Annotated in this window: 23 protein-coding genes and 1 riboswitch; of the genes, 17 read left to right on the top strand and 6 right to left on the bottom strand. The window is 36.5% G+C overall.

Going from position 1 to position 25,401, the window contains the following annotated elements; all coding sequences use genetic code 11:
• Positions 1-2 precede the first annotated feature (2 nt).
• The 3 genes from HMPREF0873_RS01760 (at position 3) to HMPREF0873_RS01750 (ending at position 4,635) form a co-directional block, all read left to right on the top strand.
• Positions 3-3,794, top strand: a complete 3,792-nt coding sequence (locus tag HMPREF0873_RS01760) for a PolC-type DNA polymerase III (protein ID WP_038125358.1) — start codon at positions 3-5, stop codon at positions 3,792-3,794.
• Between the two features lie 127 nt (positions 3,795-3,921).
• Entirely contained in the window at positions 3,922-4,131 is a 210-nt protein-coding gene (locus tag HMPREF0873_RS01755; RefSeq protein WP_008713956.1) for a hypothetical protein, read from the top strand.
• 45 nt (positions 4,132-4,176) lie between these two features.
• Entirely contained in the window at positions 4,177-4,635 is a 459-nt protein-coding gene (locus HMPREF0873_RS01750; RefSeq protein WP_008713954.1) for a hypothetical protein, read from the top strand.
• A 96-nt stretch (positions 4,636-4,731) separates the two neighbouring features.
• On the opposite strand, the gene poxB is transcribed toward HMPREF0873_RS01750, so the two are convergent.
• On the bottom strand, positions 4,732-6,474 hold the full coding sequence (gene poxB / locus HMPREF0873_RS01745; protein ID WP_008713952.1) for a ubiquinone-dependent pyruvate dehydrogenase: 1,743 nt from the start codon (positions 6,472-6,474) through the stop codon (positions 4,732-4,734).
• A 293-nt stretch (positions 6,475-6,767) separates the two neighbouring features.
• Positions 6,768-6,883, top strand: a riboswitch (FMN riboswitch).
• 67 nt (positions 6,884-6,950) lie between these two features.
• Here poxB and ribD point away from each other — a divergent pair.
• The 9 genes from ribD (at position 6,951) to HMPREF0873_RS01700 (ending at position 16,489) form a co-directional block, all read left to right on the top strand.
• A complete protein-coding gene (gene ribD, locus HMPREF0873_RS01740; protein WP_038125357.1) occupies positions 6,951-8,165 on the top strand; it encodes a bifunctional diaminohydroxyphosphoribosylaminopyrimidine deaminase/5-amino-6-(5-phosphoribosylamino)uracil reductase RibD in 1,215 nt (404 codons plus the stop codon).
• Positions 8,146-8,802, top strand: a complete 657-nt coding sequence (locus HMPREF0873_RS01735) for a riboflavin synthase (RefSeq protein ID WP_008713947.1) — start codon at positions 8,146-8,148, stop codon at positions 8,800-8,802. The genes ribD and HMPREF0873_RS01735 overlap by 20 nt, the downstream gene beginning before the upstream one ends.
• A 15-nt stretch (positions 8,803-8,817) precedes the next feature.
• The gene (locus HMPREF0873_RS01730; RefSeq protein WP_008713944.1) at positions 8,818-10,020 is read left to right on the top strand and encodes a bifunctional 3,4-dihydroxy-2-butanone-4-phosphate synthase/GTP cyclohydrolase II; all 1,203 of its coding nucleotides are present in this window, start codon (positions 8,818-8,820) and stop codon (positions 10,018-10,020) included.
• Between the two features lie 69 nt (positions 10,021-10,089).
• Positions 10,090-10,551: a 6,7-dimethyl-8-ribityllumazine synthase gene (ribE, locus tag HMPREF0873_RS01725; RefSeq protein WP_004697404.1), complete on the top strand. Its 462-nt coding sequence runs from the start codon at positions 10,090-10,092 to the stop codon at positions 10,549-10,551.
• 195 nt (positions 10,552-10,746) lie between these two features.
• Positions 10,747-11,625, top strand: coding sequence for an Hsp33 family molecular chaperone HslO (hslO, locus tag HMPREF0873_RS01720; protein WP_008713942.1), 879 nt, complete (start codon positions 10,747-10,749; stop codon positions 11,623-11,625).
• A gap of 109 nt (positions 11,626-11,734) precedes the next feature.
• Complete coding sequence (mtnP, locus tag HMPREF0873_RS01715; protein ID WP_008713941.1) at positions 11,735-12,529, top strand: S-methyl-5'-thioadenosine phosphorylase; 795 nt, start codon at positions 11,735-11,737, stop codon at positions 12,527-12,529.
• 42 nt (positions 12,530-12,571) lie between these two features.
• Positions 12,572-13,636 (top strand): S-methyl-5-thioribose-1-phosphate isomerase, encoded by a 1,065-nt coding sequence (gene mtnA, locus HMPREF0873_RS01710; RefSeq protein ID WP_008713940.1) that lies wholly within the window; start codon positions 12,572-12,574, stop codon positions 13,634-13,636.
• A gap of 199 nt (positions 13,637-13,835) precedes the next feature.
• Positions 13,836-15,080 (top strand): adenosylhomocysteinase, encoded by a 1,245-nt coding sequence (locus HMPREF0873_RS01705; protein WP_008713939.1) that lies wholly within the window; start codon positions 13,836-13,838, stop codon positions 15,078-15,080.
• A gap of 119 nt (positions 15,081-15,199) precedes the next feature.
• Positions 15,200-16,489 carry an amidohydrolase gene (locus HMPREF0873_RS01700; RefSeq protein ID WP_008713938.1) on the top strand — a complete coding sequence of 430 codons (1,290 nt, stop codon included), beginning with the start codon at positions 15,200-15,202 and terminating at the stop codon, positions 16,487-16,489.
• A 70-nt stretch (positions 16,490-16,559) separates the two neighbouring features.
• Here the strand turns inward: HMPREF0873_RS01700 and HMPREF0873_RS01695 are convergent, their stop codons facing one another.
• Positions 16,560-17,309: a class I SAM-dependent methyltransferase gene (locus HMPREF0873_RS01695; protein WP_008713937.1), complete on the bottom strand. Its 750-nt coding sequence runs from the start codon at positions 17,307-17,309 to the stop codon at positions 16,560-16,562.
• Between the two features lie 149 nt (positions 17,310-17,458).
• Here HMPREF0873_RS01695 and HMPREF0873_RS01690 point away from each other — a divergent pair, with 149 nt between their 5' ends.
• From HMPREF0873_RS01690 to HMPREF0873_RS01680, 3 genes are all read left to right on the top strand, one after another.
• Positions 17,459-18,397: a DUF1848 domain-containing protein gene (locus HMPREF0873_RS01690; protein ID WP_008713936.1), complete on the top strand. Its 939-nt coding sequence runs from the start codon at positions 17,459-17,461 to the stop codon at positions 18,395-18,397.
• 140 nt (positions 18,398-18,537) lie between these two features.
• Positions 18,538-19,446, top strand: a complete 909-nt coding sequence (locus HMPREF0873_RS01685; RefSeq protein ID WP_004697132.1) for an HAD family hydrolase — start codon at positions 18,538-18,540, stop codon at positions 19,444-19,446.
• Position 19,447: 1 nt separating this feature from the next.
• A complete protein-coding gene (locus HMPREF0873_RS01680; protein ID WP_004697361.1) occupies positions 19,448-20,191 on the top strand; it encodes a DUF4241 domain-containing protein in 744 nt (247 codons plus the stop codon).
• A 107-nt stretch (positions 20,192-20,298) separates the two neighbouring features.
• Here HMPREF0873_RS01680 and HMPREF0873_RS09990 read toward each other — a convergent pair whose 3' ends face one another.
• The 3 genes from HMPREF0873_RS09990 to HMPREF0873_RS01670 all read right to left on the bottom strand — a co-directional run bounded on the left by HMPREF0873_RS09990 (position 20,299) and on the right by HMPREF0873_RS01670 (position 22,895).
• On the bottom strand, positions 20,299-20,448 hold the full coding sequence (locus tag HMPREF0873_RS09990; RefSeq protein WP_008713935.1) for a hypothetical protein: 150 nt from the start codon (positions 20,446-20,448) through the stop codon (positions 20,299-20,301).
• Between the two features lie 292 nt (positions 20,449-20,740).
• The gene (locus HMPREF0873_RS01675) at positions 20,741-21,358 is read right to left on the bottom strand and encodes a phosphatase PAP2 family protein (RefSeq protein WP_008713934.1); all 618 of its coding nucleotides are present in this window, start codon (positions 21,356-21,358) and stop codon (positions 20,741-20,743) included.
• Between the two features lie 190 nt (positions 21,359-21,548).
• Positions 21,549-22,895: a VanW family protein gene (locus tag HMPREF0873_RS01670; RefSeq protein ID WP_008713933.1), complete on the bottom strand. Its 1,347-nt coding sequence runs from the start codon at positions 22,893-22,895 to the stop codon at positions 21,549-21,551.
• Between the two features lie 106 nt (positions 22,896-23,001).
• On the opposite strand from HMPREF0873_RS01670, the gene HMPREF0873_RS01665 reads away from it, so the two are divergent.
• Complete coding sequence (locus tag HMPREF0873_RS01665) at positions 23,002-24,012, top strand: site-specific integrase (protein ID WP_008713931.1); 1,011 nt, start codon at positions 23,002-23,004, stop codon at positions 24,010-24,012.
• Between the two features lie 123 nt (positions 24,013-24,135).
• On the opposite strand, the gene HMPREF0873_RS01660 is transcribed toward HMPREF0873_RS01665, so the two are convergent.
• The gene (locus tag HMPREF0873_RS01660; protein ID WP_038125356.1) at positions 24,136-24,444 is read right to left on the bottom strand and encodes a LysM domain-containing protein; all 309 of its coding nucleotides are present in this window, start codon (positions 24,442-24,444) and stop codon (positions 24,136-24,138) included.
• A gap of 254 nt (positions 24,445-24,698) precedes the next feature.
• Here HMPREF0873_RS01660 and lexA point away from each other — a divergent pair, with 254 nt between their 5' ends.
• Positions 24,699-25,370: a transcriptional repressor LexA gene (lexA, locus tag HMPREF0873_RS01655; protein WP_008713928.1), complete on the top strand. Its 672-nt coding sequence runs from the start codon at positions 24,699-24,701 to the stop codon at positions 25,368-25,370.
• Positions 25,371-25,401 lie beyond the last annotated feature (31 nt).

Genomic DNA, 25,401 nt, shown 5'->3' with positions numbered 1-25,401 from the left:
AAATGAAAGTACGTTATCGTGTTGTACCAAAACAGAATAAGAAATCATCCTTCTATGTGAACTGTCATAGCCAACATGTGACGATTCAAGCAGCAGACTCTGCATTTTCCACATTGCTTAGTCTACGTGAAAGGTTGTCTGCATGGTATAAGGAAAAAAATATCTCTTTTGATGATATTCCAACAAATACAGATACAGCTTGTTGCTTTGCTTGGAAGGTAGATACTGAAACGGGTGAAGGTTTAGATACCTATTATTATGGTGGCGGCTGCGGTGCTGGGGAATGGATTGAAGCTGCTGAGGCGCAACGTGAGGCTGAAGAGGCTAAAAATCAAGAACCTAGAGGCAAGTCTTTTGTGGGTTATGACCAACAAGATGAATATGATGATGTAGACGAAGATGATTTTGCCCCATTTGTAGAAGCTATTGAATTAGGCTATTTCAACAATAGTCCAGTTGTTGTGTCTCGTTCTAATCATACGGCTGCCGAATCTAGCAGTAGTGATACTATCGCATCTGTGAGCAGTACACCTAAAGTAAGCAAAGGCTTTGGCCCTAAAAAAAATACAAAATCTACGGCTAAAGGAAGTGAAGGGGATGGTAAATATCCTCGTCGTGCACCAAAGGATGCACCTACTGATGAAGGCATGATTTTAGGACCTAAAATTGAAGGGGTCACCTCTAAAATCATGGGCACCTTGGATACACCTAGTGTAATTTTTGAAGGTGTCTTTGTTGGTTTAGATAAACGTGATACTAAGACGGGTAAAAGTATCGTTAACGGCAGCATTGTAGATGATACAAATAGCATTAAATTTATCAAGTTTACGAACAGTCCTGAAGAAGGGGATGAGTTACTAAAACAACTAAAAGGCTTACAACGGGTTCGCGTACAAGGTAGTGTTAGCTTTGATGATCGTTTTGACAAGGATTATATTCTTTCTATTCGCAGTATTGAAGCAATAGAAACTACTAGTGTGGAACGAACTGAAAATCGTCCGGACTCTCGTGTGGAACTCCACTTACATACCAAGATGAGTGATAAAGATGCTCTTGTATCTGTAAAAGACTTGTTTAAAACAATTAAAAAATGGGGCCATCCTGCGGTGGCTATTACGGACCATGGCGTAGTACAAGCCTTCCCAGAAGCGCAAGCTCTTGGTAAGGAGTTAGGTGTTAAAGTTATCTATGGTGTAGAAGGTTACCTCATCGAAGATGAAACGGTAATAAAAGATGAAGAGCCTGTACTAGATAAAAAGAAAAAGAAAGAAAAAGATAAACGTTACCATATTATTTTATTAGCTAAGAATATGGTTGGTTTGCGTAATTTATATAAAATGATTTCCATTTCTCACCTTGAACATTACAAAGTTCGTCCGCGTTTGCCTCGCTCCGTTATTGAAGAACATCGTGAAGGTATTATCATCGGTTCTGCCTGTGAAGCAGGGGAGCTTATGCAATCCATTGTTCGTGGAGCTACAAAAGAAGAGCTTTTGGAAGTAGCATCCTTCTACGATTATCTTGAGATTCAACCACATACTAACAATACGTTTTTGGTTCGTAAAGGTCTCATGCCCGACGAGCAGGCACTTATTGATATGAATAAGACCGTTATCGAATTAGGAGAAGCCTTAAATAAACCTGTATGTGCTACTTGTGACGTTCACTACCTGACACCAGAAGAAAAAATTTATCGTGAAATCATGTTAACTGCATGTGGTTATCCAGATGCAGATGAACAACCAGATTTACATTTACGTACTACAGATGAAATGCTTGCGTCCTTCCCTTATTTAAGCGAAGAGAAAGCATACGAAGTAGTCGTTACTAATACACGTGCTATTAATGATAGCATTGAAGATATTAAGCCCGTTCCTGATGGTACATATTCACCTAAGATTGAAGGTGCTGACGAAGCTTTCACAGAAATGTGCTATAGAAATGCGAAGGCTATTTACGGTGATCCATTGCCGCGTGTCGTACAAGAACGTCTCGATTATGAATTGGATTGTATTATTTCCAATGGTTATGGCGTATTGTATTACATCGCTCATAAGCTTGTAAAAAAATCTCTTGATGATGGGTATCTCGTAGGTTCCCGTGGTTCCGTAGGGTCATCCTTTGCCGCTACCATGTCTGAGATTACAGAGGTAAATCCATTACCGCCTCATTATGTATGTCCTAACTGTAAATATTCAGAATTTTTTGAAAAAGGCGAATATGCAGGTGGCTTTGACCTGCCTCGTAAAGACTGTCCTGAATGCGGTCATGCTTTACAAACAAATGGACATGATATTCCATTTGCAATTTTCCTTGGTTTTGAAGGTGACAAGGTTCCAGATATTGACCTTAACTTCTCCGGTGATTACCAAGCAAAAGCTCACAAATATACGGAAGAACTATTTGGTCGTGATAATGTATTTAAAGCCGGTACAATCGGTACTATAGCTGATAAAACTGCTTTTGGTTATGTTAAAAAATACGCTGAAATTCGAGATATACAAGCCCGCAATGGATTCTTTGAACATTTAGCGAAAGGCTTTACAAATGTAAAGAATACTACGGGACAACACCCTGGTGGTATTATGGTATGTCCTCGAGATATGGATGTGCATCATTTTACGCCCATACAACATCCAGCGAATAAAAAGGAAAGTGGCGTATTAACGACACACTTTGATTATCACTCCATCGAAGGTCGTATGACTAAGCTAGATATTCTGGGCCATGATGATCCCACAATTATTCGTATGCTAGAGGATTTGACAGGTATCGATGCTAAGACAATACCATTTGATGATCCAAAGACATTGAGCTTGTTTTCCTCTACAGAGGGGATTGGTTTAACACCTGAACAATTGCAAGGTGACCAGGTAGCCAGCTTGGCCGTACCAGAATGTGGTACGAAGTTTGTACGGGGCATGTTGGAAGACTCTCGTCCGCAAACCTTCTCTGACTTAGTACGTATCTCTGGTTTCTCTCATGGTACAAACGTATGGCTCGACAATGCGCAAGACCTCATTAAAAATGGTACTTGTAAGTTGAACGAAGCTATTTCTACCCGTGACGACGTAATGAATTTCTTAATCCATCGTGGTATGGATAGAAAGCACAGCTTCTTCGTTATGGAAAACGTACGTAAAGGGAAGGGGATTGAAAAACGAAATAAACAAGGTCAAGCTACAACGGAATTTGAAGCAGAAATGCGCAAAAATAATATTCCTGAATGGTTTATTGAGTCTTGTAAAAAGATTTCCTATTTATTCCCAAGAGCCCATGCGGTAGCTTATGTAATGATGGCTTTCCGTATTGCTTGGTTTAAGGTATATCATCCATTGGCATTTTATGCAGCTTACTTCTCCATTCGTGCGAAAGCCTTCGATCTACGAATCATGACAGGGGACCTCAAAACACAATTGACCGAGTTTAACCGTATCAAGGCTCTTGATCGTGCTGCCAGTCCTAAAGATAAGGACCTTATGAGTGCCTTGGAAGTATCTATGGAGATGTATCAACGGGGCTATCGTTTTATTAATGTAGATATTCAACATTCCGAAGCTAGACGCTTTAGTATTAAGGATGGCGCTTTATTGCCACCATTCTTAGCTATTGATTCTCTAGGTGAAACAGTGGCTGATGCTATCGTCGAGGAAAGAAATGAACGTCCATTTACATCTTTAAAAGACTTACAACGCCGTTGTAAAGTATCAAATACCATCATTGATCTTATGAAAGACCTCAAATGCTGTGGTGAACTACCTGAAGATGAACAAATGTCACTCTTTGGGGCATAATTTAATACAAAAAATTACTAAATACAAAGTAAGCACTATACACCTAAAAAGGTATATAGTGCTTATTTTTATGTAATTTGCTACAATATATTTAAGATATGTCTTTGATACTAGGGAGTGTTGAAATATGATTGAGCAACTTCAAAATCATGCTGATGAGATAGAATTTTGGGAGATTGAACCTGAAGATACTATTGAATTAGAAGAATCAGATATTCCAGGTGTATACATTAACGAATTCATGGAATATGTAGATGAAGAGGGGAATGTACTATCTCCATCAGAGGTCGATGCGATACGGTATAAAGACGATTATGAGGACGATTATTATAGATAGAAATAGTTAATGTGTTATATGTATATTGAATCGAGTTGGTGAATTATGAGAGTTCCAATATATGAAGCTTTAGCACACTATAAAAAGAATGAAGAGCTACCTTATACAGAATATTTTAGCTTGGGATTTTTTTCTGATATATCATTAGCTGAAGAGGCTCTAGTTGAATCTAAAATATTGTCTGGATTTTCTAAGTTAAATGATGATTCCTTTTCCATAAAAACTCACTATTTAAATGATTGTTCTCATATAAGTAATCAAGTTAGTTATGAAATAATAAATAATAAAATCTATGGTGTTTGGTATGATTACGATATAAATCCATATTATTCCAGTTCTGGATACATAGGTTTATTTAGCACTTTAGAATATGCAGAGAAAGCATTAAAGTGGTATAAGACCTGGGATATATTTAAAGTATATGGTTTAGATTGTTTAGGAATTGATACAATTACTCTCAATTTAAGGGGCTGGACTGAAGGTTTTATAACAGTATATGATTAAAATTATGCAATAAAAGAGGTATCATCGAATGATGACACCTCTTTTTGAAAGTTTTGCAGTTTATTTATTTTGGCAGATTTTGTAAATTTTGCAATATTAGTATAAGGATTTATATTTCATCCAGTTTGTTTTGGCCATTTCTTTAAGCTCTGTACCACGGCCATCAAGGATTGCATTGATTAAATATTTGCTAAAGCCTTTAGCTTGTTGATATGCAATTTTAGGAGGCATAGCAAGTTCTTGTTTATCTACGCGAACGTTAACGATGACTGGGCCATTATGGTTAAGGGCTTCCATGATTTTTTCATCAACTTCGCTAGAGTTATGAATGCTCACACCTTTGATACCAGCAGCTTCAGCAAGTTTACCGAAATCTGGATTTACAAAGTCTGTAGCGTAGTCTAGATAGCCGGAAGCCTTCATTTCCATAGCGATAAAGCTAAGTTCTTCGTTATTGAATACAAAGATTTTAACAGGTAAGTTAAGTTGTTTTAATGTTAACATTTCGCCCATCATCATTGTAAAGCCACCATCACCAGAGAGGGAGATGACTTGACGATTTGGACAAGCATTTTGAGCGCCAATAGCATGCATCATAGCATTCGCCATAGACCCATGGTTATAGGAACCTAAGATGCGACGTTTACCATTTGTTTTTAAGTGACGAGCAGTCCAAATAACTGGAGTACCTACGTCAAAGGTAAAAATTGCGTCTTCTGCTGCTAGTTTATTGAGGCGATTTACGAAGTATTGAGGGTGAATTGCTACACCATCTGGTTCAGCTACGGCATAACTATCTAAGTCAGCTCTAAATTTTGTATATGCTTTACGTACAGTATCAATAAATTCAGTATCACCACGTTGGCCTACAAGAGGTAATAATTCTTTTAACGTATCTTTTACAGTACCAATGATACCTTGTGTAAGAGGTACGCGACGACCTAAAGCGCTAGGATCTCTATCTACTTGTATTACTTTCGCATTTTCTGGATAGAATGGACGGTAAGGGAAGTCTGTACCAAGCATTACCAAAGTATCACATTGTTCAATAGCACGGTAGCCAGATGTATAGCCTAATAGGCCAGTCATACCTACATCATATGGATTTTCCCATTCAACCCATTCTTTACCTCTGAAAGCGTGTACAACTGGTGCTTGCAAGCGTTTTGCTAATTCTACCACTTCATCATGAGCACCTTCACAACCGGCACCACAGAATAGGGTAATACGTTTGCCTGTTTCTAAATGAGCCGCCATTTCTTCAATATCTTCTCGTTGTGGAACAATATGAGGTAAACGAGGTGGGTTCCACACAGGTAATTCATCAATTTCCATTTCCATAACTGCAACGTCCCCAGGAAGAACGATAACAGCAACATCTTGGTTACCAACAGCAGCGTTCATAGCACGGAATAGAAATTCCGGCATTTGCTTAGGATTGGATACAAGTTCGCAGAAACAAGAACATTCTTTGAATAGATTTTCTGGATGTGTTTCTTGGAAATAGTTCAAACCTACTTCAGATTGAGGAATGTGAGAAGCAATGGCCAATACTGGAACACGATTGCGATGACAGTCGAAGAGACCATTAATTAAGTGTAAGTTGCCAGGACCAGAGCTACCAGCACATACAGTTAGTTTATGAGTTAGGGATGCTTCTGCACCGGCAGCAAAGGCTGCTGTTTCTTCATGTCGTACATGTTCAAAAGCTATTTTACCATTGCGGCGTAAACTATCATTTACAGAGTTTAGACTATCTCCAGTGATACCGTAAATGCGTTCGATGCCCGCATTGGCTAAGACTTCTATAAGTACATCAGAAATTCGTTTTTTTGCCATATTATCACCTATATTTAATAATTACTATCATTAAAATATGGTTATTCAAACCATATATACTATATTAGACTTGTTTAACATGTAATTATGTGATAAAAGTTACTATTTACTGTATACATAGTTTATATATGTTTATATTAAAAGTAAATATATATTATTATTTATATTATTCTAGTATTTGTGTTCTAAAAATTATATTTTAATCAAATTATTTAATATTCTTTCTCAATACAAAACTATTATTCTTGCATAACATTAATAAAAGTGTTACTATTAATTCATAAACAAAATAGATAAGTCTTTGGGGATAGGTGAAATTCCTTACCGGCGGTAAAGTCCGCGAACCTTTTTGGTATGAATCGGTGCAATTCCGATACCGACAGTAGAGTCTGGATGAGAAAAGACGAGGCACATTTGTTGTGCGCATTTATGATGACCCAAGGACTATGTAATAGTCCTTTTTTTATTGAGGTGATATGGTGGATGACGTAGTATATATGAAGCGCGCCATTGAACTGGCAAAATTAGCCACAGGTCACACCTCACCAAATCCTTTGGTTGGTGCTGTTGTGGTAAAAGATAATACAATAATCGGTGAAGGTTATCACCATAAAGCTGGTACAGCTCATGCTGAGGTGCATGCACTAAATCAAGCAGGTGATAATGCCAAAGGTGCTACTTTATACGTAACATTAGAGCCATGTTCTCATTATGGAAAAACACCACCTTGTGCGCTTCGTATCATTGAGGCTGGCATAGCTAAAGTAATAGTAGGTAGTACAGATCCAAATCCACTAGTTTCTGGAAAGGGAATGGAGTTACTTCGTGAAGCAGGTATTAAGGTTGTTTGCCCCGTATGTAGTGATGAATGTGCTGAACTAAATGAGCATTTCTTTACCTATATACAGACAGGTAAGCCTTTTGTCACTATAAAAAGTGCTATGTCATTAGATGGGAAAATTGCTACATCTACTGGACAATCTCAATGGATTACAAATGAGTCCTCTCGTCGCGATGGACATGTGTTGCGTGCCACGCATGATGCCATGCTCGTTGGAATTGGTACAATTTTGGCAGATAATCCACAGTTAAATTGTCGTTTAACGGATAGTGAATTATCAGATGCGTTATTAGATAAAAGCATACTTGATGAACCGATTACGATTCATCAACCAGATGTAATTATCTTGGATAGTCTTGGTAGAACACCTACTACTAGTCGCGTCTTTGAAATAAATAATCGCAAGATTCATATATTCGTATCTAAAGGTTGTCCTAAGGATCGGATACAAGTATTAGAACAAGTTGGTGCTCAAGTAACCGTAGTAGAATCTATTTCTACTCGTAAAAGCAAGAGCACAGACATTGTGATTGATATTAAGAAATTATCTATCGATGATATTCTTACAAAACTAGGTGAACTAGGTTACACATCTATTCTTGTTGAAGGTGGATCTGCAATTATCAGTTCCTTTGTGGAAACGAAGAACTTTGATAAGGTCGTAACATATATTGGAAATACCATTATTGGTGGTAACGATGCAACACCAGCTGTAGGTGGACGTGGCTTTGAAAGTTTGGAGGTTTCACCGCAATTAACTTTTACCAAGACTAAAGTATTAGATAATAACATTCGCATTGAAGCGTATCGTCAAGGGAGGAGGGGCGCTTATGTTCACGGGAATTGTTGAAGAAATTGGCCGTGTCGAAAGCATTAAAAAGGGCCCTAAATCGTTAGCCATAACAATTAGGGGAGAAAAGATTTTTAGCGATTTAAAAATCGGTGACTCCGTAGCTGTTAATGGGGTGTGCTTGACGGCCACAACGATTGGTAATGGCGTATTTACAGCGGATGTGATGCCAGAATCTATTAAGATGACTACGTTTACTAATTTGAAAGTCCATCAACCAGTCAACTTAGAGCGGGCCATGCTTGCTAATGGTAGATTTGGTGGTCACATTGTGGCAGGCCATGTAGATGGTACAGGCCGCATCATTAACCGTGAACAAACGGATAATGCCATTATCTTTACTATCGAGGCTCCAAAATCCGTTATGGATTATGTTATCTATAAGGGCTCCATTACCATTGATGGGATTAGCCTCACAATTATGCGACGAACAGACAGTAGTTTTTCCGTCTCTATCATTCCTCACACTTTGAGTGAAACTATTTTAGGTTCTGCTCATATTGGAACAGAGGTCAATTTAGAAACGGATATTGCTGGACGATATATTCGTCATTTTATAACTCTTGGTAGTGAACCTACCGAAGAAAAGCCTAAAAAATCTATGCAATCCCTCTTAGTAGAGAATGGATTTATATAAGTAAGGAGCGTTCCTATGAGCGAACAATTACATTCTATTGATGAGGTCTTACAAGACCTTAAAGCAGGTAAACCTGTTATTATCGTTGATGATGAAAGCCGTGAAAACGAAGGCGATCTTGTCATTGCTGCAGAGTTTGCGACGCAAGAAAACATTAACTTTATGGTTAAATACGCACGCGGTATAGTATGTACACCTATGCGCCGCGAAGCGTTAGAAAAGCTTGGGATTCCCGCAATGGTTACTAAAAATACTGATAACCATGAAACTGCTTTTACTGTGACTGTGGATCATGTAGATACTACAACAGGCGTGTCTCCTGCAGAGCGTGCTTATACAATTCAAAAACTATTAGATCCTAATGCGAAACCTCAAGACTTTCGTCGTCCAGGGCACGTATTCCCACTTGTATATAAAGAGGGAGGCGTACTGGTACGTCAAGGTCATACTGAGGCATCTATCGACCTTTGTCGCCTAGCAGGGTTACAAGAGGCTGCCGTTATTTGTGAAATTACAAAAGATGATGGCAACATGGCTCGTTTGCCTGATTTGATGAAATTTGCTAAGGAGCATGATTTGAAAATTGCTTCTGTAGCAGAACTTATTGAATATCGTAAACAACATGAAGATATGGTTGAGCTTGGTGCTTGTTCTAAATTGCCTACTAAATTTGGTGATTTTAATATCTTTGTATTTAAAAATGAATTAGATCATAAAGAGCATTTAGCTATCGTAAAGGGTAATGTTCAAGATTGTAGCGATGTGCTTGTACGTATTCATTCCGAATGTTTAACAGGCGATGTATTTGGTTCTAAGCGCTGTGATTGTGGCGAACAATTAGACAATGCATTGCGCGCTATTGAAAAAGAAGGCAAAGGCGTTGTTGTATATATGCGACAAGAGGGCCGTGGCATTGGTTTGACCAATAAAATTAAAGCCTATGCATTACAAGAACAGGGCCTTGATACAGTAGAAGCAAATGAACAATTAGGCTTCCCTGCAGATATGCGTGAATATTCCTTAGCGGCTCAAATTATCCGTTTCTTGGGTATTAAAAGCATCCGCTTATTAACTAACAATCCCGAAAAGCGTCATGGCTTAGAACATTGGGGAATCAATGTAACTAGCCGTGTACCACTCATCATTGCTGCAAATAAATTTAATGCAGGCTATTTAAAAACAAAAGAAGAAAAAATGGGTCATATGTTAGAAGACTAATTAACTTTCACCATATAACTCGGTCGTTACATATATATTTCCTTAGATGGAATAGAGGAGGTCAACATAATGATGGTTCAAGAAGGTAACTTATTAGGTACTGGTAAGAAATTTGCTATTATCGGTTCTCGTTTCAACGAGTTCATTACATCTAAATTAATCGGAGGCGCTGAAGATTGTTTACTTCGTCACGATGTTAAACAAGAGGATATTACAGTAATTTGGGTTCCAGGTGCTTATGAGATTCCTTTGATTGCTAAGAAAGCAGCTTTATCTGGTCGTTATGATGCAGTTATTTGTGTAGGTGCTGTTATTCGTGGAGCCACTACTCATTATGACTATGTATGCAACGAAGTGGCTAAAGGTATCGCACATGTATCTTTGGAAACTGGTATTCCTGTTATGTTTGGTGTAGTAACTACTGAAAACATTGAGCAAGCTATTGAACGTGCTGGTACAAAAGCGGGTAATAAAGGTTATGATTGTGCTATGGGTGCAATCGAAATGGTTAATCTTATCGATCAAATCTAAGAATTGTATATAACACTCAGTATCTTATGGTACTGAGTGTTTTTATATCATCGAAAATATGTTCTTTTAACTTTAAATCATACTAGACGAACATATATTCTCTATTATTGAAAGTTAAATATTTGACATGATATACTATATAAGCAATATAAAAATAATACCTTAATAAAATAAGTAGAAATAAGGAATGATAGAATGGATTATATAAAACGTTTTACAACCCGAGAAGGGGTTCGTATGTCTTTAGCTGTAACAACAGATACAGTTGAAACGGCTCGTGTACGTCATGATTTATGGCCTGTAGCAACAGCTGCTTTAGGTCGTGCTATGACGGGAGCTATTTTGTTGGCTGGTGATTTTAAAAACCATGAAAACGTAAGTCTTCGTATTAAAGGTGATGGTCCACTAGGTGTAGTTCACGTAGATGCATTTTCTGATAATACGGTTCGAGGCTATGTAGATGAGCCACATGTTGATGTACCTTTAAAGCATGCTGGTAAGCTTGATGTAGGTGCTGCCGTAGGTCATAATGGTGAAGTACAAGTTACGCGATTTACACAATTAGCGCAAGACTATACTTCTACAAGCCCGATTCAAAGTGGTGAAGTAGCAGAGGATTTGGCATATTATTTATATGCATCTGAACAAGTACCGTCTACGATTAGTTTAGGTGTATTAGTAGATCCAGATTACCATACAGTTGTAGCTGGAGGTTTTATCGTACAAGCCTTACCGGATGCTACAGATGAAGCATTAGCACAAGTAGAAAAGAATATTAATGAACTTGGTCCTATTACAGAATATTTGAAAGCAAATCCAGATGGTAAAGGTCTTATGGAACGTGTTCTCGATGGTTTAACTGTGAATGAAGTATATAATGAACCAATTCATTTCCAGTGTCGTTGTGGTCGTGATCGCTTTGCCAGTGTGCTAATGACATTACGTGAAGAAGATAAGAATGCTATTTTGGAAGATGACGTAACAGAGCTTGTTTGCCATTATTGTAATGAAAAATATCATTTCACACGTGAAGAGTTACAAAATATGTTCACCCAAAAAGGTCCAATTCAATAAAAACTTTATAATATGTAGAAAAAATACAGGCTACTAGGTTTTTCCTATAGCCTGTTTTTCTATTCTATGAGAAAATAAAAGATAGAGTTATTAATAATAGGAGGTCACAATGAGTGCAATTGGCGTAATTGGTGGTACTGGTGTTTATGATCCGTCCATCTTTGAAAATATACATGAAGAATCCTTAATGACACCATATGGTGAAATAGATTATGTACAAGGTACATACCATGGGAAAACTGTAATCTTTGTAGCTCGTCACGGCAAAGATCATACAATTCCTCCACACAAAATTAACTATCGTGCTAATATTTGGGGCCTCAAAAAACTAGGCGTTACATTTATTATCTCCACGACAGCAGTAGGTTCTTTAAATGAGAACTTTAAGCCAGGTCATTTTGTTTTGACTGATCAATTCTTAGATTTCACAAAGAACCGCATCACTACGTTTTATGAAGGTGGGGACCGTCCAGTGGCACATCTTGATGTAACAAACCCATACTGCCCTGAATTGCGTGATATCCTTCAAAAGGTAGGTACGGAACAAGGCCTTACGATACACAATGGCGGTACCTATGTATGTACTGAGGGACCTCGTTTTGAGACTCCTGCAGAAATTAAAATGTTCCACATGCTCGGTGGCGATACAGTAGGTATGACAAATGTACCGGAAGTAAATTTAGCGAATGAAGCTGAAATGGCATATGCTACGATCTCTATGATTACCAACTATGCAGCAGGTATTTCTGAATCTGCTTTGACACATGCGGAAGTTGTAGAAATGATGGGCAATATGGCGGCGCAACTAAAATCTCTTATCTTAGGTGCTATTGATGCAATCGATGTGGATGTTCGTTATGATGCGCATAATCGCATGCATGAATATGGTGGTTTTAAGCTATAATCAACTCATAATGATACACAATAGTTCATCGAAGGAGAAGTTATGATTAATATTGAATGGCGTAAAGATACGCTGGTACTATTAGATCAAACTAAATTGCCTACTGAAATTACATACGTTCACTGTACAGATTGGCGCCAAGTGGCCGAAGCTATTAAAATGCTTCGCGTTCGTGGCGCACCTGCTATTGGCGTAGCTGCTAGTTATGGTCTCATTTTAGCTGCTATGGAAGCAGGACGTTTAGAGGCGCCATTTAGTGAACAACTTACAAGCTTATATGAGTTTAGTGAGATCTTAAAAGAAACTCGCCCTACGGCAATCAACTTAGCTTGGGCTGTAGATCGTGTAATTTCTCTTGTGAAAACTAATGTTGACAGTATGTCCTCAATGAGTGAAGTAGTAGAACTCATTACAAAAGAGGCTATTATCATTCACGAAGAAGATGTGTCTTTGAATAGACGTATGGCCGAAGCAGGTTTTACATTATTTGAAGGTAAAAAGAATATTCGCATCTTAACTCATTGTAATGCGGGTGCACTAGCTACAGGTGGTCTAGGAACAGCACTTGGTGTTGTTCGTAAATTACATGAAAATGGACAACTGGAACGCGTGTATGCTGATGAAACACGTCCATTATTACAAGGTGCTCGACTTACAGCCTTTGAACTTCACGAGGATGGTATTCCTATTACTCTTGAAACAGATAATATGGCCGCCTATGCGATGCAACATGGGTTAATTGATGCTGTTATCGTCGGTGCTGACCGCATCACTACAAAAGGGGATGTAGCCAATAAGATTGGTACCTATGGTGTGGCTGTACTAGCTAAATTCCACAATATTCCGTTTTATGTAGCCGCTCCTTATAGTACATTTGACTTTACTCTGGAAAATGGTGGAGATATTCCTATTGAGATGCGCAATGATGATGAAGTAACAGCTTTACACGGTGTTCAAATAGCCCCTAGTGGTATTGGTGTACTTAATCCTGCATTCGATGTAACACCTCATGAACTTGTAACAGCGATTATCACCGAAGAGGGAGTATTGACTCCAAATTATGAAGAGTCAATTGGTAAGCTACGCCAGATTGTAGAATCTAAATAATTTATGATTTTAATAATGTAGCTTATTAAGAAGCATTCGATATATAAGTAATTTATTATCTATATAAGCAATATATTATCTATATAAGTAAGTATCTATAACGATATTAACAAAATTATATAGTATCAATAAATCTAAGTAGATTTACTATCAACTATTTATTCTATTGTATCTACTTGTATGAGTAAAAGGAGATATTATGCAATCTTTAATTAGAGACATAAATTTAGCAACAGAAGGTCGCAAAAAAATTGATTGGGTTTCTAACTTTATGCCTACATTAAACACATTAGGTGACCGTTTTGAAGCAGAACAAACTTTCAAAGGCCAAACAATTGTTGTTAGTGTTCACTTGGAAGCAAAAACAGCATACCTTGCGACTGTATTAAAACGCGGTGGTGCAGATGTAATTGTAACGGGCTCCAATCCGTTGTCTACACAAGACGATGTAGCTGCAGGTCTTGTAGATATGGGCATTACTGTATATGCTTGGTACGATTGTACTGATGAAGAATATTTTAACTTCCTCCATAAAGCACTTGATCATAAACCACATATTATCATTGATGATGGTGGTGATTTAGTAAATCTATTGCATACTACACGTCAAGATGCAAAAGAACGTTTGTTAGGGGGGAGTGAAGAAACCACAACAGGTGTACATCGTTTATATGCATTAGAGAACGCTAAACAATTAACATTCCCTATGATTGCTGTAAATGACTCTTACTGTAAATATCTTTTCGATAATCGCTATGGTACAGGTCAGTCCGTTTGGGATGGTATCATGCGCACTACGAACTTGACTGTAACAGGCAAGAACGTTGTTGTTGCTGGTTATGGCTGGTGTGGTAAAGGCGTTGCGATGCGCGCAAAAGGCCTTGGTGCACACGTATATGTAACTGAAGTAGATCCAATTAAAGCTATAGAGGCTGTATTTGATGGTTTCAAGGTATTGCCTATGATTGAAGCCGCTAAGGTTGGCGATATCTTCTGTACTGTAACAGGTTGTAAAGATGTTATTGTAAAAGAACATTACAAAGTGATGAAAGATAAAGCTATCTTATGTAATGCTGGTCACTTTGACTGCGAAGTGAATGTTTCTGATCTTACTGAACTTGCTATAAGCCACGAAAGGGTTCGCCAAAACATCGAAGGCTATACTATGTCTGATGGTCGTAAACTCTATGTATTGGCTGAAGGCCGTCTAGTAAACCTTGCAGCTGGCGATGGTCACCCTGCAGAAATTATGGACTTGTCATTTGCTATGCAAGCCCTTGCTGCAGAGTATATCTTGAAAAACGGTAAAGAAATGGATCCAAAAGTATACGTATTGCCTCATGAATTAGATGTGGAAATCGCTAAACTTAAATTGAACTCCATGGGCTATGATTTAGATTCTTTAACACAAGAACAAATCGATTATCTAACAAAAGTAAACTAATACTGTATTGAAATATAATAGTTTCTGTAATACATTTTGTATCTAAACTATTACTAGCTTTCAAATTAAACAAATATAACCGAGCTATCATGGCTCGGTTATACCTATGAGGGAAGACTATGTCTGAATTATTGATTACTCATGTAGACGTCCTCACCGATGAGGGGGTTTTAAAAAATCATGCCATTGAAATTAATAATGGTTATATTACAGCTATTTTAAACGATAGAGAAGTTGAAAAGGTAAAAGACTCTGCTAAGGAAGTACTAGACGGTAAAGGTCAATTGGCTACGCCAGGTCTTGTAAATACACATACTCATATTGCGATGGGTCTATTTAGAAACTATGCAGATGATCTTGAGCTTATGGAATGGCTTGAAACGGCTATTTGGCCAACAGAAGCAAAATTAAATGACGATTATGTACGGTACGGCACACAACTCGGTATTGCTGAAATGTTGCGCACTGGCACCACTACATTTAGCGACATGTATTTCTTTATGAATACTACTGCTGAGGTGGTAAAAGAAACAGGTATTCGCTCTGTATTGTCACGTGGCTTAGCCGGTGTATCCCCAACAGCAGATCAAGCATTAGTTGAAAATGTTGACTTATTCCGCACTTGGAACGGCTTTGATAATGACCGCATCAAAGTATTGCTTGGACCACATGCACCATATACTTGCCCTGATGATTATATGGAAAAGGTGATTGCCTTATCTCATGAATTAAATTGTGGTATTCATATGCACTTGTCCGAAACAAAAGGAGAAGTGGAGAATGTTATGAAAGCTACTGGTAAGACACCAATTGCGCATATGCATGATTTAGGTTTATTCTGGAATACTACCTTAGCCGCACACTGCGTTCATGTGACAGACGAAGATATGGCTATTATGGCTGAAAATAATGTAGCCGTAGCTCATAACCCACAATCTAATTTAAAATTAGCTAGCGGTATTGCACTAGTACCTGAGATGATTGCCAAAGGTATTACGGTTGGTCTTGGTACAGATGGCTCCGCTTCTAATAATAATGCTGATATGCTTGAAGAAGTACGTCTTGCAGCAACATTACATAAAGCACGTCTTTATGATCCAAAGGCTATTCCTGCTCAAGCAGCATGGAACATGGGCACTGTAGAAGGTGCAAAGGCGTTGGGATATACAGATCTTGGAGTACTAGCTAAAGGCTATCGTGCAGATATTGTGTTATATGACGTATCTGGTATGCACTGGATGCCTCGTTACAATGATTTAGCAGCTCTTGTATACTCTGCTAATAGCTCCGATGTAAATACTACAATTGTGGGTGGTAAAGTTCTTATGAAAGACAAAGAACTGCTTACAATTGATGAAGAAAAACTACGGGCAGAGATTGATAAAGCTCAGGTATATTTTAGTAATTAGCAGTTAATCTAAACACAAAACCCACTCATGATAATCATAGAGTGGGTTTTGTGTTATATATTATATAGATTTATTTAATTGCTTTCACCAAGAACATGGGTACAGGAATATAAAACTCGTCTTCCTCATTGTAAATACGCGGACCTACAGTTAGATCAATGGTAACAGAACTAACACCTAATTTAGTAAGTAGTTCTTTATCCCATTGAGGTCGTGTATAAGACGAAATGTCGAGCATATGATAAATGGTATGACACCGTTCTTTTAATTCGTTGCTTACATTTTCATGGGCATGATGAACAGATTGTGGTACATTATGATGATTACGAGCATGTTCCGCATCATAGTTTAAAATCAAACCGCCTGGGCGAATGACGCGAAACCATTCGGCATAGGCTTTGTCAGGATGGGGTAAATTCCACGTTACATTTCTGGCCACAACGATATCAAAGGTATTAGTATCAAATCCTAGATTCTCTGCATCCATCACAGAAAAGGTTGCATCACAATCGAGGGACTCTGCTAGTTGATTTGCCTCATCTATCATATTAGGTGTAATATCAATGCCATGCACTGTATGACCAAGCTGAGATAGTATAATACTAAAAAAGCCGGCTCCACATCCAATATCCAATATTCGTAAAGATCTATAAGAATCAAATATATGACAAGTTAATTCTTCTCTCCATAATTTTAGTTTGGGACTTTCTAATTCTTTTGCACGTAAAGCACCAAAATCGTGAGCTCGATCTGCCCAATAGGATGTAATAAATTCTTTATCATCCTTCATAGGATGGTTGCGTTCAAAAATATCATTCATAATTTAGTTCTCCTCATATTCTATAGTATGTATAGTACCATAAAATAATAATGAACTATACAGCAAAAATCACATTAACTCCATAAATACTTACTATTAGATATGATATAATACTCCTATGTTTTTATTTTACAGAAAGGGCAGGGGCTATGATATTACAGACTGGGCAACGTACAGATATTCCTGCTTTTTATGGGAAATGGCTAATCAATCGTATACGTGAAGGTTTTGTAGATGTTCGTAACCCTTATAATCCCCTACAGGTGACACGGTATCCAATTAATCAAGAGGTGGTAGATGGTATTGCATTCTGTACAAAGAATCCTTTACCGTTTATTCCACTACTAAATAAAATTATTGATTACAGACAATACTGGCATATGACTATAACGCCTTATGGAACTGATATTGAACCCTACGTGCCAACTTATGCGTCTGTTATAGAAGGATTTAAACACATTTCTAAACTACTTAATCCTCAATCTATGGTGTGGCGTTATGATCCTATCATTTTAACCAATGAGTATACAGTAGATTTTCATTGTGAAAGCTTTTACAAAATGGCTCAAGCCCTTAAAGGTTATACAGATACAGTTGTTGTTAGCTTTTTAGATATATTGGATAAGGTGGCTCAGAATTTTCCAGAAGGATATAGACCAAGTTTAGATGTTCAAACTAAGATCATTAAAGAATTTGTTTCCATAGCTCATTCCAATCATATGAATCTTAAAACCTGTGGAGAAAGGGATATCTTTAAAGAGTTTGGTGCTGATACAGAGGGGTGTTTAACCTTAGATTGTTATGAGAGGGCCTGGAATATAAAATTAAAAGCACCTAAACGCACACCAGCACGATTAGAATGTAATTGTTATTTACATGGTGATATTGGTGCCTATGATAGCTGTAGCCACTTTTGCCGTTATTGTTATGCTAATACTAATCAAGCAGTAGTTCGATATAATCGTTTACATCATGATCCAAATTCTAGTTTACTTATTGGAAGACTTTCAAAAAGAGAAATTATCAAAGAAAGTACGGAAAAGAGCTGGATTGTAAAAGAAACTGTAACACAGGATAGCTTATTTTAGAGAGAATTACGAGGAATTACTAAATTAAATGAATTGACTTATCGTGTAAAATAGATACCAAAGGGGTTGTCAAGCAGGTATCTCAGGAATATAAGAGAGTGTAAATGTATTTTTTGTTTAGTTTAAAAGGAGGTGCATTTATGATAACGTATAAGAAAGATAGTAAAGATAATTTACTATCACCTGACTCGTCTATGCCCGTGTTAGCAATGTGTTATGACTTTGATAAGACATTAACCCCTGACGATATGCAGGCACAAGGTTTTATTCAATCGGTAGGCTATAACGAAGAGCAAATCAAACAATTTTGGCATGAATCAAATCAATTGGCTAAAAAACATGATATGGATAATAACTTAGCCTATATGTACAAAATGATTCAAGAAGCAGTAGGCCATTTCTATGTAACAAAAGATAAGCTCATGGAATACGGCAATCAAGTAGAATTATACGAAGGGGTGCGGACTTGGTTTGAACGCATTTGTCAATATGGCTTAGAACAAGGCGTTAAGATTGAACATTATATTATTTCGTCTGGCTTAAAAGAAATGATCGAAGGCACTGAAATGGCAAAAGAGGGGGCTTTCACCAAAATCTATGCCAGTGCATTTATGTTCGATGATAAAGGTGTAGCTGTTTGGCCCGCACAAGCCATTAACTATACGAATAAGACACAATTTTTGTTCCGCATTCAAAAAGGAATTCTCGATATTAATGATACTGGTGTTAATGATTACATTAAGCCTGAAAATCAACGTGTGCCGTTCCGTAACATGATTTATATTGGGGATAGCGATACAGATATTCCTTGTATGAGTCTTGTGAACGCTAATGGAGGTCATTCTATAGGTGTTTATGATCCATTTAAGAAGGATAAAGAAAAGGTATATAAGATGATGCGTCATCATCGTATCCGTTATTATGCACCTGCAGACTATTCTAATGGTTCAAAACTAGATACCTTAGTGAAGCAAATTATACGTAAAACCGCAGCCTATGAAGTATTAGAAGGCGAATATATTCATTGTAAATACGAAGCCGAGGAGTAATATGGAACAATCTAAATTAACTAGCGAATGGATTCAAACCTTTAACAGATTAGGTTCTGAAGGTAAATTAAAACCTACCGTACCATATCACGATTTATTTAACCGAAAGGAGTTAAAAGGATTTCCGTTACACACATTACCTATGTGGACGGTAAATTTTCCAACAGGTTATATTACGTGTTGTGATCCTCTAGTAACATTGCCAAGCAAACCAGATACATATCTTAGACAGGTAACACCAGGTACGTATTTGTTAGAGACTAAGATAATTGAAATGGAACCAAATGAGTATCGTTATGTAGCTAGTCGAGTTGTTTTTAGTGGCAATGAGCCTGTATACTATGAATTAGCATTAAAAGGGACAGAGGACTTAACCGATTTAGATGATGGAGATACCTATATTGGATTTCCTGTAGATTCGGGTTTAGCTACAATTGTAGATGCACAAACTATTGAAACATATAATAAGTTTTATGAACAATGGCATATAAACTATCCTGAAAAAAATATATACGATGACTATTATAGTGATTTATTCCAATTAAATGCTATGGCCTATCCACAATACCAACGTTCTAAAGGTGATTGGATTAACTTTACAATTCCTGATACAGAATTGACAGTACCGATGATTCAATCTGGATTTGGTGATGGTTTATATCCAGTATACTGGGCATTTGATAAAGATGGTCAAATCTGTCAAATTATTATGGAATACATTGATTGTAGCGAAGCATATGAATAATACACTGGGTGTATAGTTAAGGAACTAATTTTATAAATCAAAATATATAAAAATAAGGCGCTTAGATAACTAAGCGCCTATTAATATGTTTATATTCATCTGAGAAATTAGATACCAAAAATCCAGTTAACTAACACGCGAATAATACTTAAACCAACAACCATTTCAGCAAGAAATCTTAAAGAACTCTCCATGCCATTTCCTAAATGTTTTAAACCGCCAATTTTGGCTTTACTTACAATATCACACCAGCACATAAAATTCCTCCATAAGAGTATGAGTAAATCAGATAATTTATATTACTATTTTACAATCTAATTCTAAAAAATTCAATATAAATTTTATGTAATAATAATACTTTATTGGCATATAGAAAAATTAATTTTTACTGATTATTTTGATTAACTAAAATAAACTAGCTTATAAACTTATAGGCTAGTTTTTGTTTTTAATATGAATAACTTCCGATAACGATATATTATCGGAAGTAATTTATATAAGAAAATTGGGCCTAAATGGCCCAATCCTTTATTTCATCAAGTTTTTTGCTTATTTACGTTTAAATGTGTATGGTTCGTATTTTACATCATTATGACGGTTAGTCCACCAGTTCCAACCAATTCTTGCTAATTTCCAGGCAATAAATCCTACGATGATCCCTAATACTAAACCTGTTAATACATCTGTTGGATAATGCGCAAATAAGTAAACTCTAGAGAACGCTACTACTATTGAACCTAACAATGCTAAAATCCCTAAATATCGCTTCTGAGGCGCTATTTGAGTTAAGCCTAGGTAAATGGTCATAGATGATGCAAATGAACCAAAACTATGACCTGATGGGAATGAATAGCTTGTAGCTTTTGGTAGTGCAGATTCCAACGGCACCGTTACATTTGGAAAATCAACAAATGGTCTTAATCTCGCTACATTTGGTTTTAAACCTTGGTCGCCAATTATAAATACAAATCCTAAAGCAATAATAATTGCCACGCCTAAAACGCGATATTTTTTTTGTAGCATTAATAATAAGGCTATTATAATCCATAATGCGCCATTACTTGTGATTTTTGAAATAAATGCCATAATTGGTGTTAAAAAACTATATACAAAATGTTCATGTACATAGAAGATTAAAGAGTGATCAAATTGTAAAATTGTGTCCATAAATTCCTCTTCTATTCTACTCTCATCTAAATGATAATTATTGAGAATATCTTATGCTTTTTATTTTAATAATTAATCTATACTAATTTATTTACGTCTATAATGATTTCTCATTTACAGCCCAAATTATAGCCTAAACTATTTATATCTAATGGTCAATAGTTTAGGCTATATTTCATAAAAACTATAATTATGTTTTCTTTTTGTCACCTTTTTTTACTGCTGCTTCAGATGTAGTAGGCATTGTAATAATTGTATCTACTGGGTCATATACAGACTCAAAGGAATCGGTTTGAGTAACCCAGTTGCCATATGTAATGGTTCTATATGTATTCATTTTCAAGCCTACATGTCCTTCTTGTACCTCTTTTTCTTTTAAAGATGGATCTACCTTAGTTATTGTTTTATTAGGAATCTCACTGTAATCGCCTACAGAGATAGATACATTTTTTGGTTTATCTTGAGCTGTACCAATAATATAAATAGTTAAGGTTCCATTATTCATAACGCTTAAGATATAAATAGAATGCTGATATGGATTTCTAAACTTAAAATCTAAATAGCCCCAAGCTACAGTAGCATCTCTGCCAGCTTGAATATATCCAACTGGTTCAAAGTGAGGAGTTCGTTCAACAATATTCATTCCGGATAATAAAGCTGTATTAAAAATAGTAGAACTTACTTGGCAAATACCGCCACCAATGCCAGGAACTAATTTGCCATCAATCATAACAGGTGCATCATCATAGCCAGCTTCTGCAGTACGTTCGCCTACAACATCGTTAAAGGAGAATTGTGCGCCTGGCTTAATGAGTGTACCATTTATCTTATCAGAAGCTAATTGGATATTATGTGTTCTGCTTTCATTACCTGGATTATACTCCGTTGTGAAAGATGCTAATACAGTATTTAAAGGTTTTAGATCAGTATCGGTAACTTTTACTGTATTCTGCGTAGTAAATACCATAGAAAGTGAATTTATACTATCGCCAGATTGTAAATCATCTTTCAGCTTTTTGAGGGTGGCATCGATATCAATACGTTTACCTTCTTTGGCGGGATGTATTACTACTTGTCCATTTTCAACAGTAAGATATGCATCATGACCAGGTGTATCTATTGTTTTTGCTAACTCAGTGAGATATGTTTTCCCCTTTACTTCGTCTAACTTATATTGTGGTTTAAAATGATGACCATAAAATAATCCATTAAATCTATGTGACAGTACTGTCCACATATCATCCTCATAGCCGTATGTGGAAATAGCTTTTACCAAACCCTCTGTATCGAATTGAATGCCTAAATCATGATATGTAGCTTGTTGTTTTTTATTATTTCCCATATCGATAGATATAGTCTGAGGTATCTTATCGTTCAACTCTTGCAAACGCGCTTGTAATTTGTTCTTTGGTGTATTTGATAGATCTGTATCATTATAATATACACCATAAGAAATATTTTCTGTTGGAATGTATGAGCAGCCAGTTGTACCTAAAAGAACAAAGACCGTTCCTACTAATATATATTTCTTCGTCATGTATTGGTAAATTCTCCCGAATAAGTTATTATATTCTCTAATTATAGCATATATAGATCTAATCTATGGTACAATTATATTGATATTTTAGGGGTAAGGGTGAATTATGTCAGAGTCTAAGAAACAACAAAAACATTTCTATTTGCGCAATAACGATGCGCTTATGAATAGTACAAAGTTGTCTATGAAAGCAAAACAAAGCATATTGTTATCTAAGGCCGAGAATACTCTTGATGCTTACGAATCGGATTGGGACGATTTTGTAGATTGGTGTACCTATCAAAAGGTATCTTATTTTCCAGCTACACCAGAAACAATAGTAAATTATATTAACGATCTAGCAGATTATGCAAAGGCAAATACAATTTCACGTCGTATAAGTGCTATATCTGAAAATTTTAATGCTTCTGGTCAAAGAAATAATCCATGTATGGCACCTATTGTAAAACAGGCCTTACGTGGCATTAGACGGTTAAAAGGAACGTTTCAACAAGGGAAAACACCAGTTTTATTAGAAGATATTGAAGATATTATAGACTGTATGGCTAAGCTAAATGTTCCGGAACTTCAATTATTGCGTGATAAAGCTATTCTTTTGATTGGCTTTATGGGTGCCTTCCGTCGCAGTGAGATTGCGGCTATTACAGTAGAAAATCTTCAATTTTTACCACAAGGTGTTGAAATCTTTGTAGCATCCTCTAAGGCCGACCAAGAAGGTCAAGGTGCCGTGGTAGCTATCCCACATTTATCTGCTTCTCCGTTAGATGCAGTACGAGCCTTACAACAATGGTTACGTGCTTCTGGTATTACTGAGGGACCTGTATTTAGAGGGTTTACAAAAAATATGTCTTTACGTAAAACAGCTATATCCGATAAGATGATTTCAGAAATCGTAAAAAAATATATTTCTCTTATTGGTCTAGATCCGACTATGTATGGCGCCCATAGTTTACGTCATGGCTTTGCAACGACTGCAGCAGCTTATGGTGTTGAAGAACGTAATATTATGCGACAAACACGTCATCATAGTGTAAATATGGTTCGTCGTTACATTAATGAGGCAAACAAATTTGTAGATAATCCTATTTCAACGATCTTTGAAAAACGATTTAGATAACAATCATAAATCAGTTGATTTAGACAATAACTATAAATCGTTTAATAACATACATTAGATAACAAAAAGCAGCTATCTCTGTTAGAGTAGCTGCTTTTTTGCGTGGGATTAACCCATATATATTTAGTTTTGAGCCATATAGTCCAAAGCTCTAACTGGACTATCAGATTTATTTGTTGGTACTTTCAAAACGGTACCAGGTACAAGCGCACCAGAATCGCTAATATTGTTGAGTTCCTTCATGGTATATACCATTTCACGAACATCCATATCTTTATGAGCTGTACGTGCTGCAATATCCCACATTGTATCGCCTACTTGAACCTTTACTTCACGTACATTATGTGTATTTACCTCTGTTGCAGGATTTGACATATTATAACCAAATAATACTGTTAAGCACATTCCTACCATCATCAATATATTTTTCATCTCATACCTCACATTTACATCGAACATAATATCTGAGAACATTTGTTTGTTTACATGCTTATAATACCACACGAACGAATGTTCGGTCAAGCGTTTTAGAACAAATGTTTGCAAAAACTTTTAAAATTGCCTATAATAGGTATATAAGTTAAGTAAATATCTTATATTTTTATTATATAGTACATTATGTGGTAATTTTTACTCATAGATATATTGATACTATTTTGACCTTAGATTGGCTTTGGAGGTTTATCATGAGACGCCCTGCTACAGATATTAATACAAAACAGCGCCGTATATTAGAATTTATAAAAGATTCATTACATAATGAATATCGTTGTCCTACAGTTCGTGAAATCTGTACACATGTAGGGCTAAGTTCCACTTCTACTGTTCAATCTCATTTGAATGCGCTAGAAAAATTTGGCTATATTAAGCGTGATCCAAATAAAAATCGTGCTATTACTGTTTTAGAAGATACTAAACCTTCTATTTCAGTAACTGGTAATGAAACGTCTAGCTCTGATAACTTTGAGTTTTTAGGTGCAGGTCTTAAACAAGTACCTCTTATCGGTACTGTACAAGCAGGTATGCCTATTACTGCGGTGGAAAACCTAGAGTCCACGCTTACATTGCCAGTTCAATTGACTGGTGATTCTGACTGTTTCTTATTACGTGTTCAAGGCGAATCTATGATGAATATAGGTATGTATGAAGGTGATATGCTCATCGTGCGGCATCAAAATACTGCTAATAACGGCGATGTTGTTGTTGCTCGTATTGATGATGAAGCTACAGTAAAACGTTTTTATAAAGAAAATGGTCACATTCGTTTGCAACCTGAAAATGATGACTTTGATCCAATCATTGTAGATGATTGTCATATTGAGGGCCTTGTAATCGGTCTTGTACGAGATAGAATATAAGCAACAAAAAAACGGCAACATATTGTTGCCG

Origin of the sequence: Veillonella sp. 3_1_44 (assembly GCF_000163715.1) — a bacterium.
Classification (GTDB): Bacteria; Bacillota; Negativicutes; order Veillonellales; family Veillonellaceae; genus Veillonella; species Veillonella parvula_A.
Note: the sequence above shows the minus strand (reverse complement) of the source record. Positions and strands in the feature narration are given on the sequence as shown.

Bases quoted from the DNA above. Each gene is read 5' to 3' on its own strand.
- HMPREF0873_RS09990 (WP_008713935.1), bottom strand. From the start codon at position 20,448: ATGTGCTGGTGTGATATTGTAAGTAAAGCCAAAATTGGCGGTTTAAAA.
- HMPREF0873_RS01730 (WP_008713944.1), top strand. From the start codon at position 8,818: ATGAGCGAACAATTACATTCTATTGATGAGGTCTTACAAGACCTTAAA.
- mtnP (WP_008713941.1), top strand. From the start codon at position 11,735: ATGAGTGCAATTGGCGTAATTGGTGGTACTGGTGTTTATGATCCGTCC.
- HMPREF0873_RS01665 (WP_008713931.1), top strand. From the start codon at position 23,002: ATGTCAGAGTCTAAGAAACAACAAAAACATTTCTATTTGCGCAATAAC.
- HMPREF0873_RS01685 (WP_004697132.1), top strand. From the start codon at position 18,538: ATGATAACGTATAAGAAAGATAGTAAAGATAATTTACTATCACCTGAC.
- HMPREF0873_RS01735 (WP_008713947.1), top strand. From the start codon at position 8,146: ATGTTCACGGGAATTGTTGAAGAAATTGGCCGTGTCGAAAGCATTAAA.
- HMPREF0873_RS01660 (WP_038125356.1), bottom strand. From the start codon at position 24,444: ATGAAAAATATATTGATGATGGTAGGAATGTGCTTAACAGTATTATTT.
- HMPREF0873_RS01675 (WP_008713934.1), bottom strand. From the start codon at position 21,358: ATGGACACAATTTTACAATTTGATCACTCTTTAATCTTCTATGTACAT.
- HMPREF0873_RS01695 (WP_008713937.1), bottom strand. From the start codon at position 17,309: ATGAATGATATTTTTGAACGCAACCATCCTATGAAGGATGATAAAGAA.
- HMPREF0873_RS01750 (WP_008713954.1), top strand. From the start codon at position 4,177: ATGAGAGTTCCAATATATGAAGCTTTAGCACACTATAAAAAGAATGAA.
- HMPREF0873_RS01760 (WP_038125358.1), top strand. From the start codon at position 3: ATGAAAGTACGTTATCGTGTTGTACCAAAACAGAATAAGAAATCATCC.
- hslO (WP_008713942.1), top strand. From the start codon at position 10,747: ATGGATTATATAAAACGTTTTACAACCCGAGAAGGGGTTCGTATGTCT.
- poxB (WP_008713952.1), bottom strand. From the start codon at position 6,474: ATGGCAAAAAAACGAATTTCTGATGTACTTATAGAAGTCTTAGCCAAT.
- HMPREF0873_RS01705 (WP_008713939.1), top strand. From the start codon at position 13,836: ATGCAATCTTTAATTAGAGACATAAATTTAGCAACAGAAGGTCGCAAA.
- HMPREF0873_RS01670 (WP_008713933.1), bottom strand. From the start codon at position 22,895: ATGACGAAGAAATATATATTAGTAGGAACGGTCTTTGTTCTTTTAGGT.
- HMPREF0873_RS01690 (WP_008713936.1), top strand. From the start codon at position 17,459: ATGATATTACAGACTGGGCAACGTACAGATATTCCTGCTTTTTATGGG.
- mtnA (WP_008713940.1), top strand. From the start codon at position 12,572: ATGATTAATATTGAATGGCGTAAAGATACGCTGGTACTATTAGATCAA.
- lexA (WP_008713928.1), top strand. From the start codon at position 24,699: ATGAGACGCCCTGCTACAGATATTAATACAAAACAGCGCCGTATATTA.
- HMPREF0873_RS01755 (WP_008713956.1), top strand. From the start codon at position 3,922: ATGATTGAGCAACTTCAAAATCATGCTGATGAGATAGAATTTTGGGAG.
- HMPREF0873_RS01700 (WP_008713938.1), top strand. From the start codon at position 15,200: ATGTCTGAATTATTGATTACTCATGTAGACGTCCTCACCGATGAGGGG.
- ribD (WP_038125357.1), top strand. From the start codon at position 6,951: ATGGTGGATGACGTAGTATATATGAAGCGCGCCATTGAACTGGCAAAA.
- HMPREF0873_RS01680 (WP_004697361.1), top strand. From the start codon at position 19,448: ATGGAACAATCTAAATTAACTAGCGAATGGATTCAAACCTTTAACAGA.
- ribE (WP_004697404.1), top strand. From the start codon at position 10,090: ATGATGGTTCAAGAAGGTAACTTATTAGGTACTGGTAAGAAATTTGCT.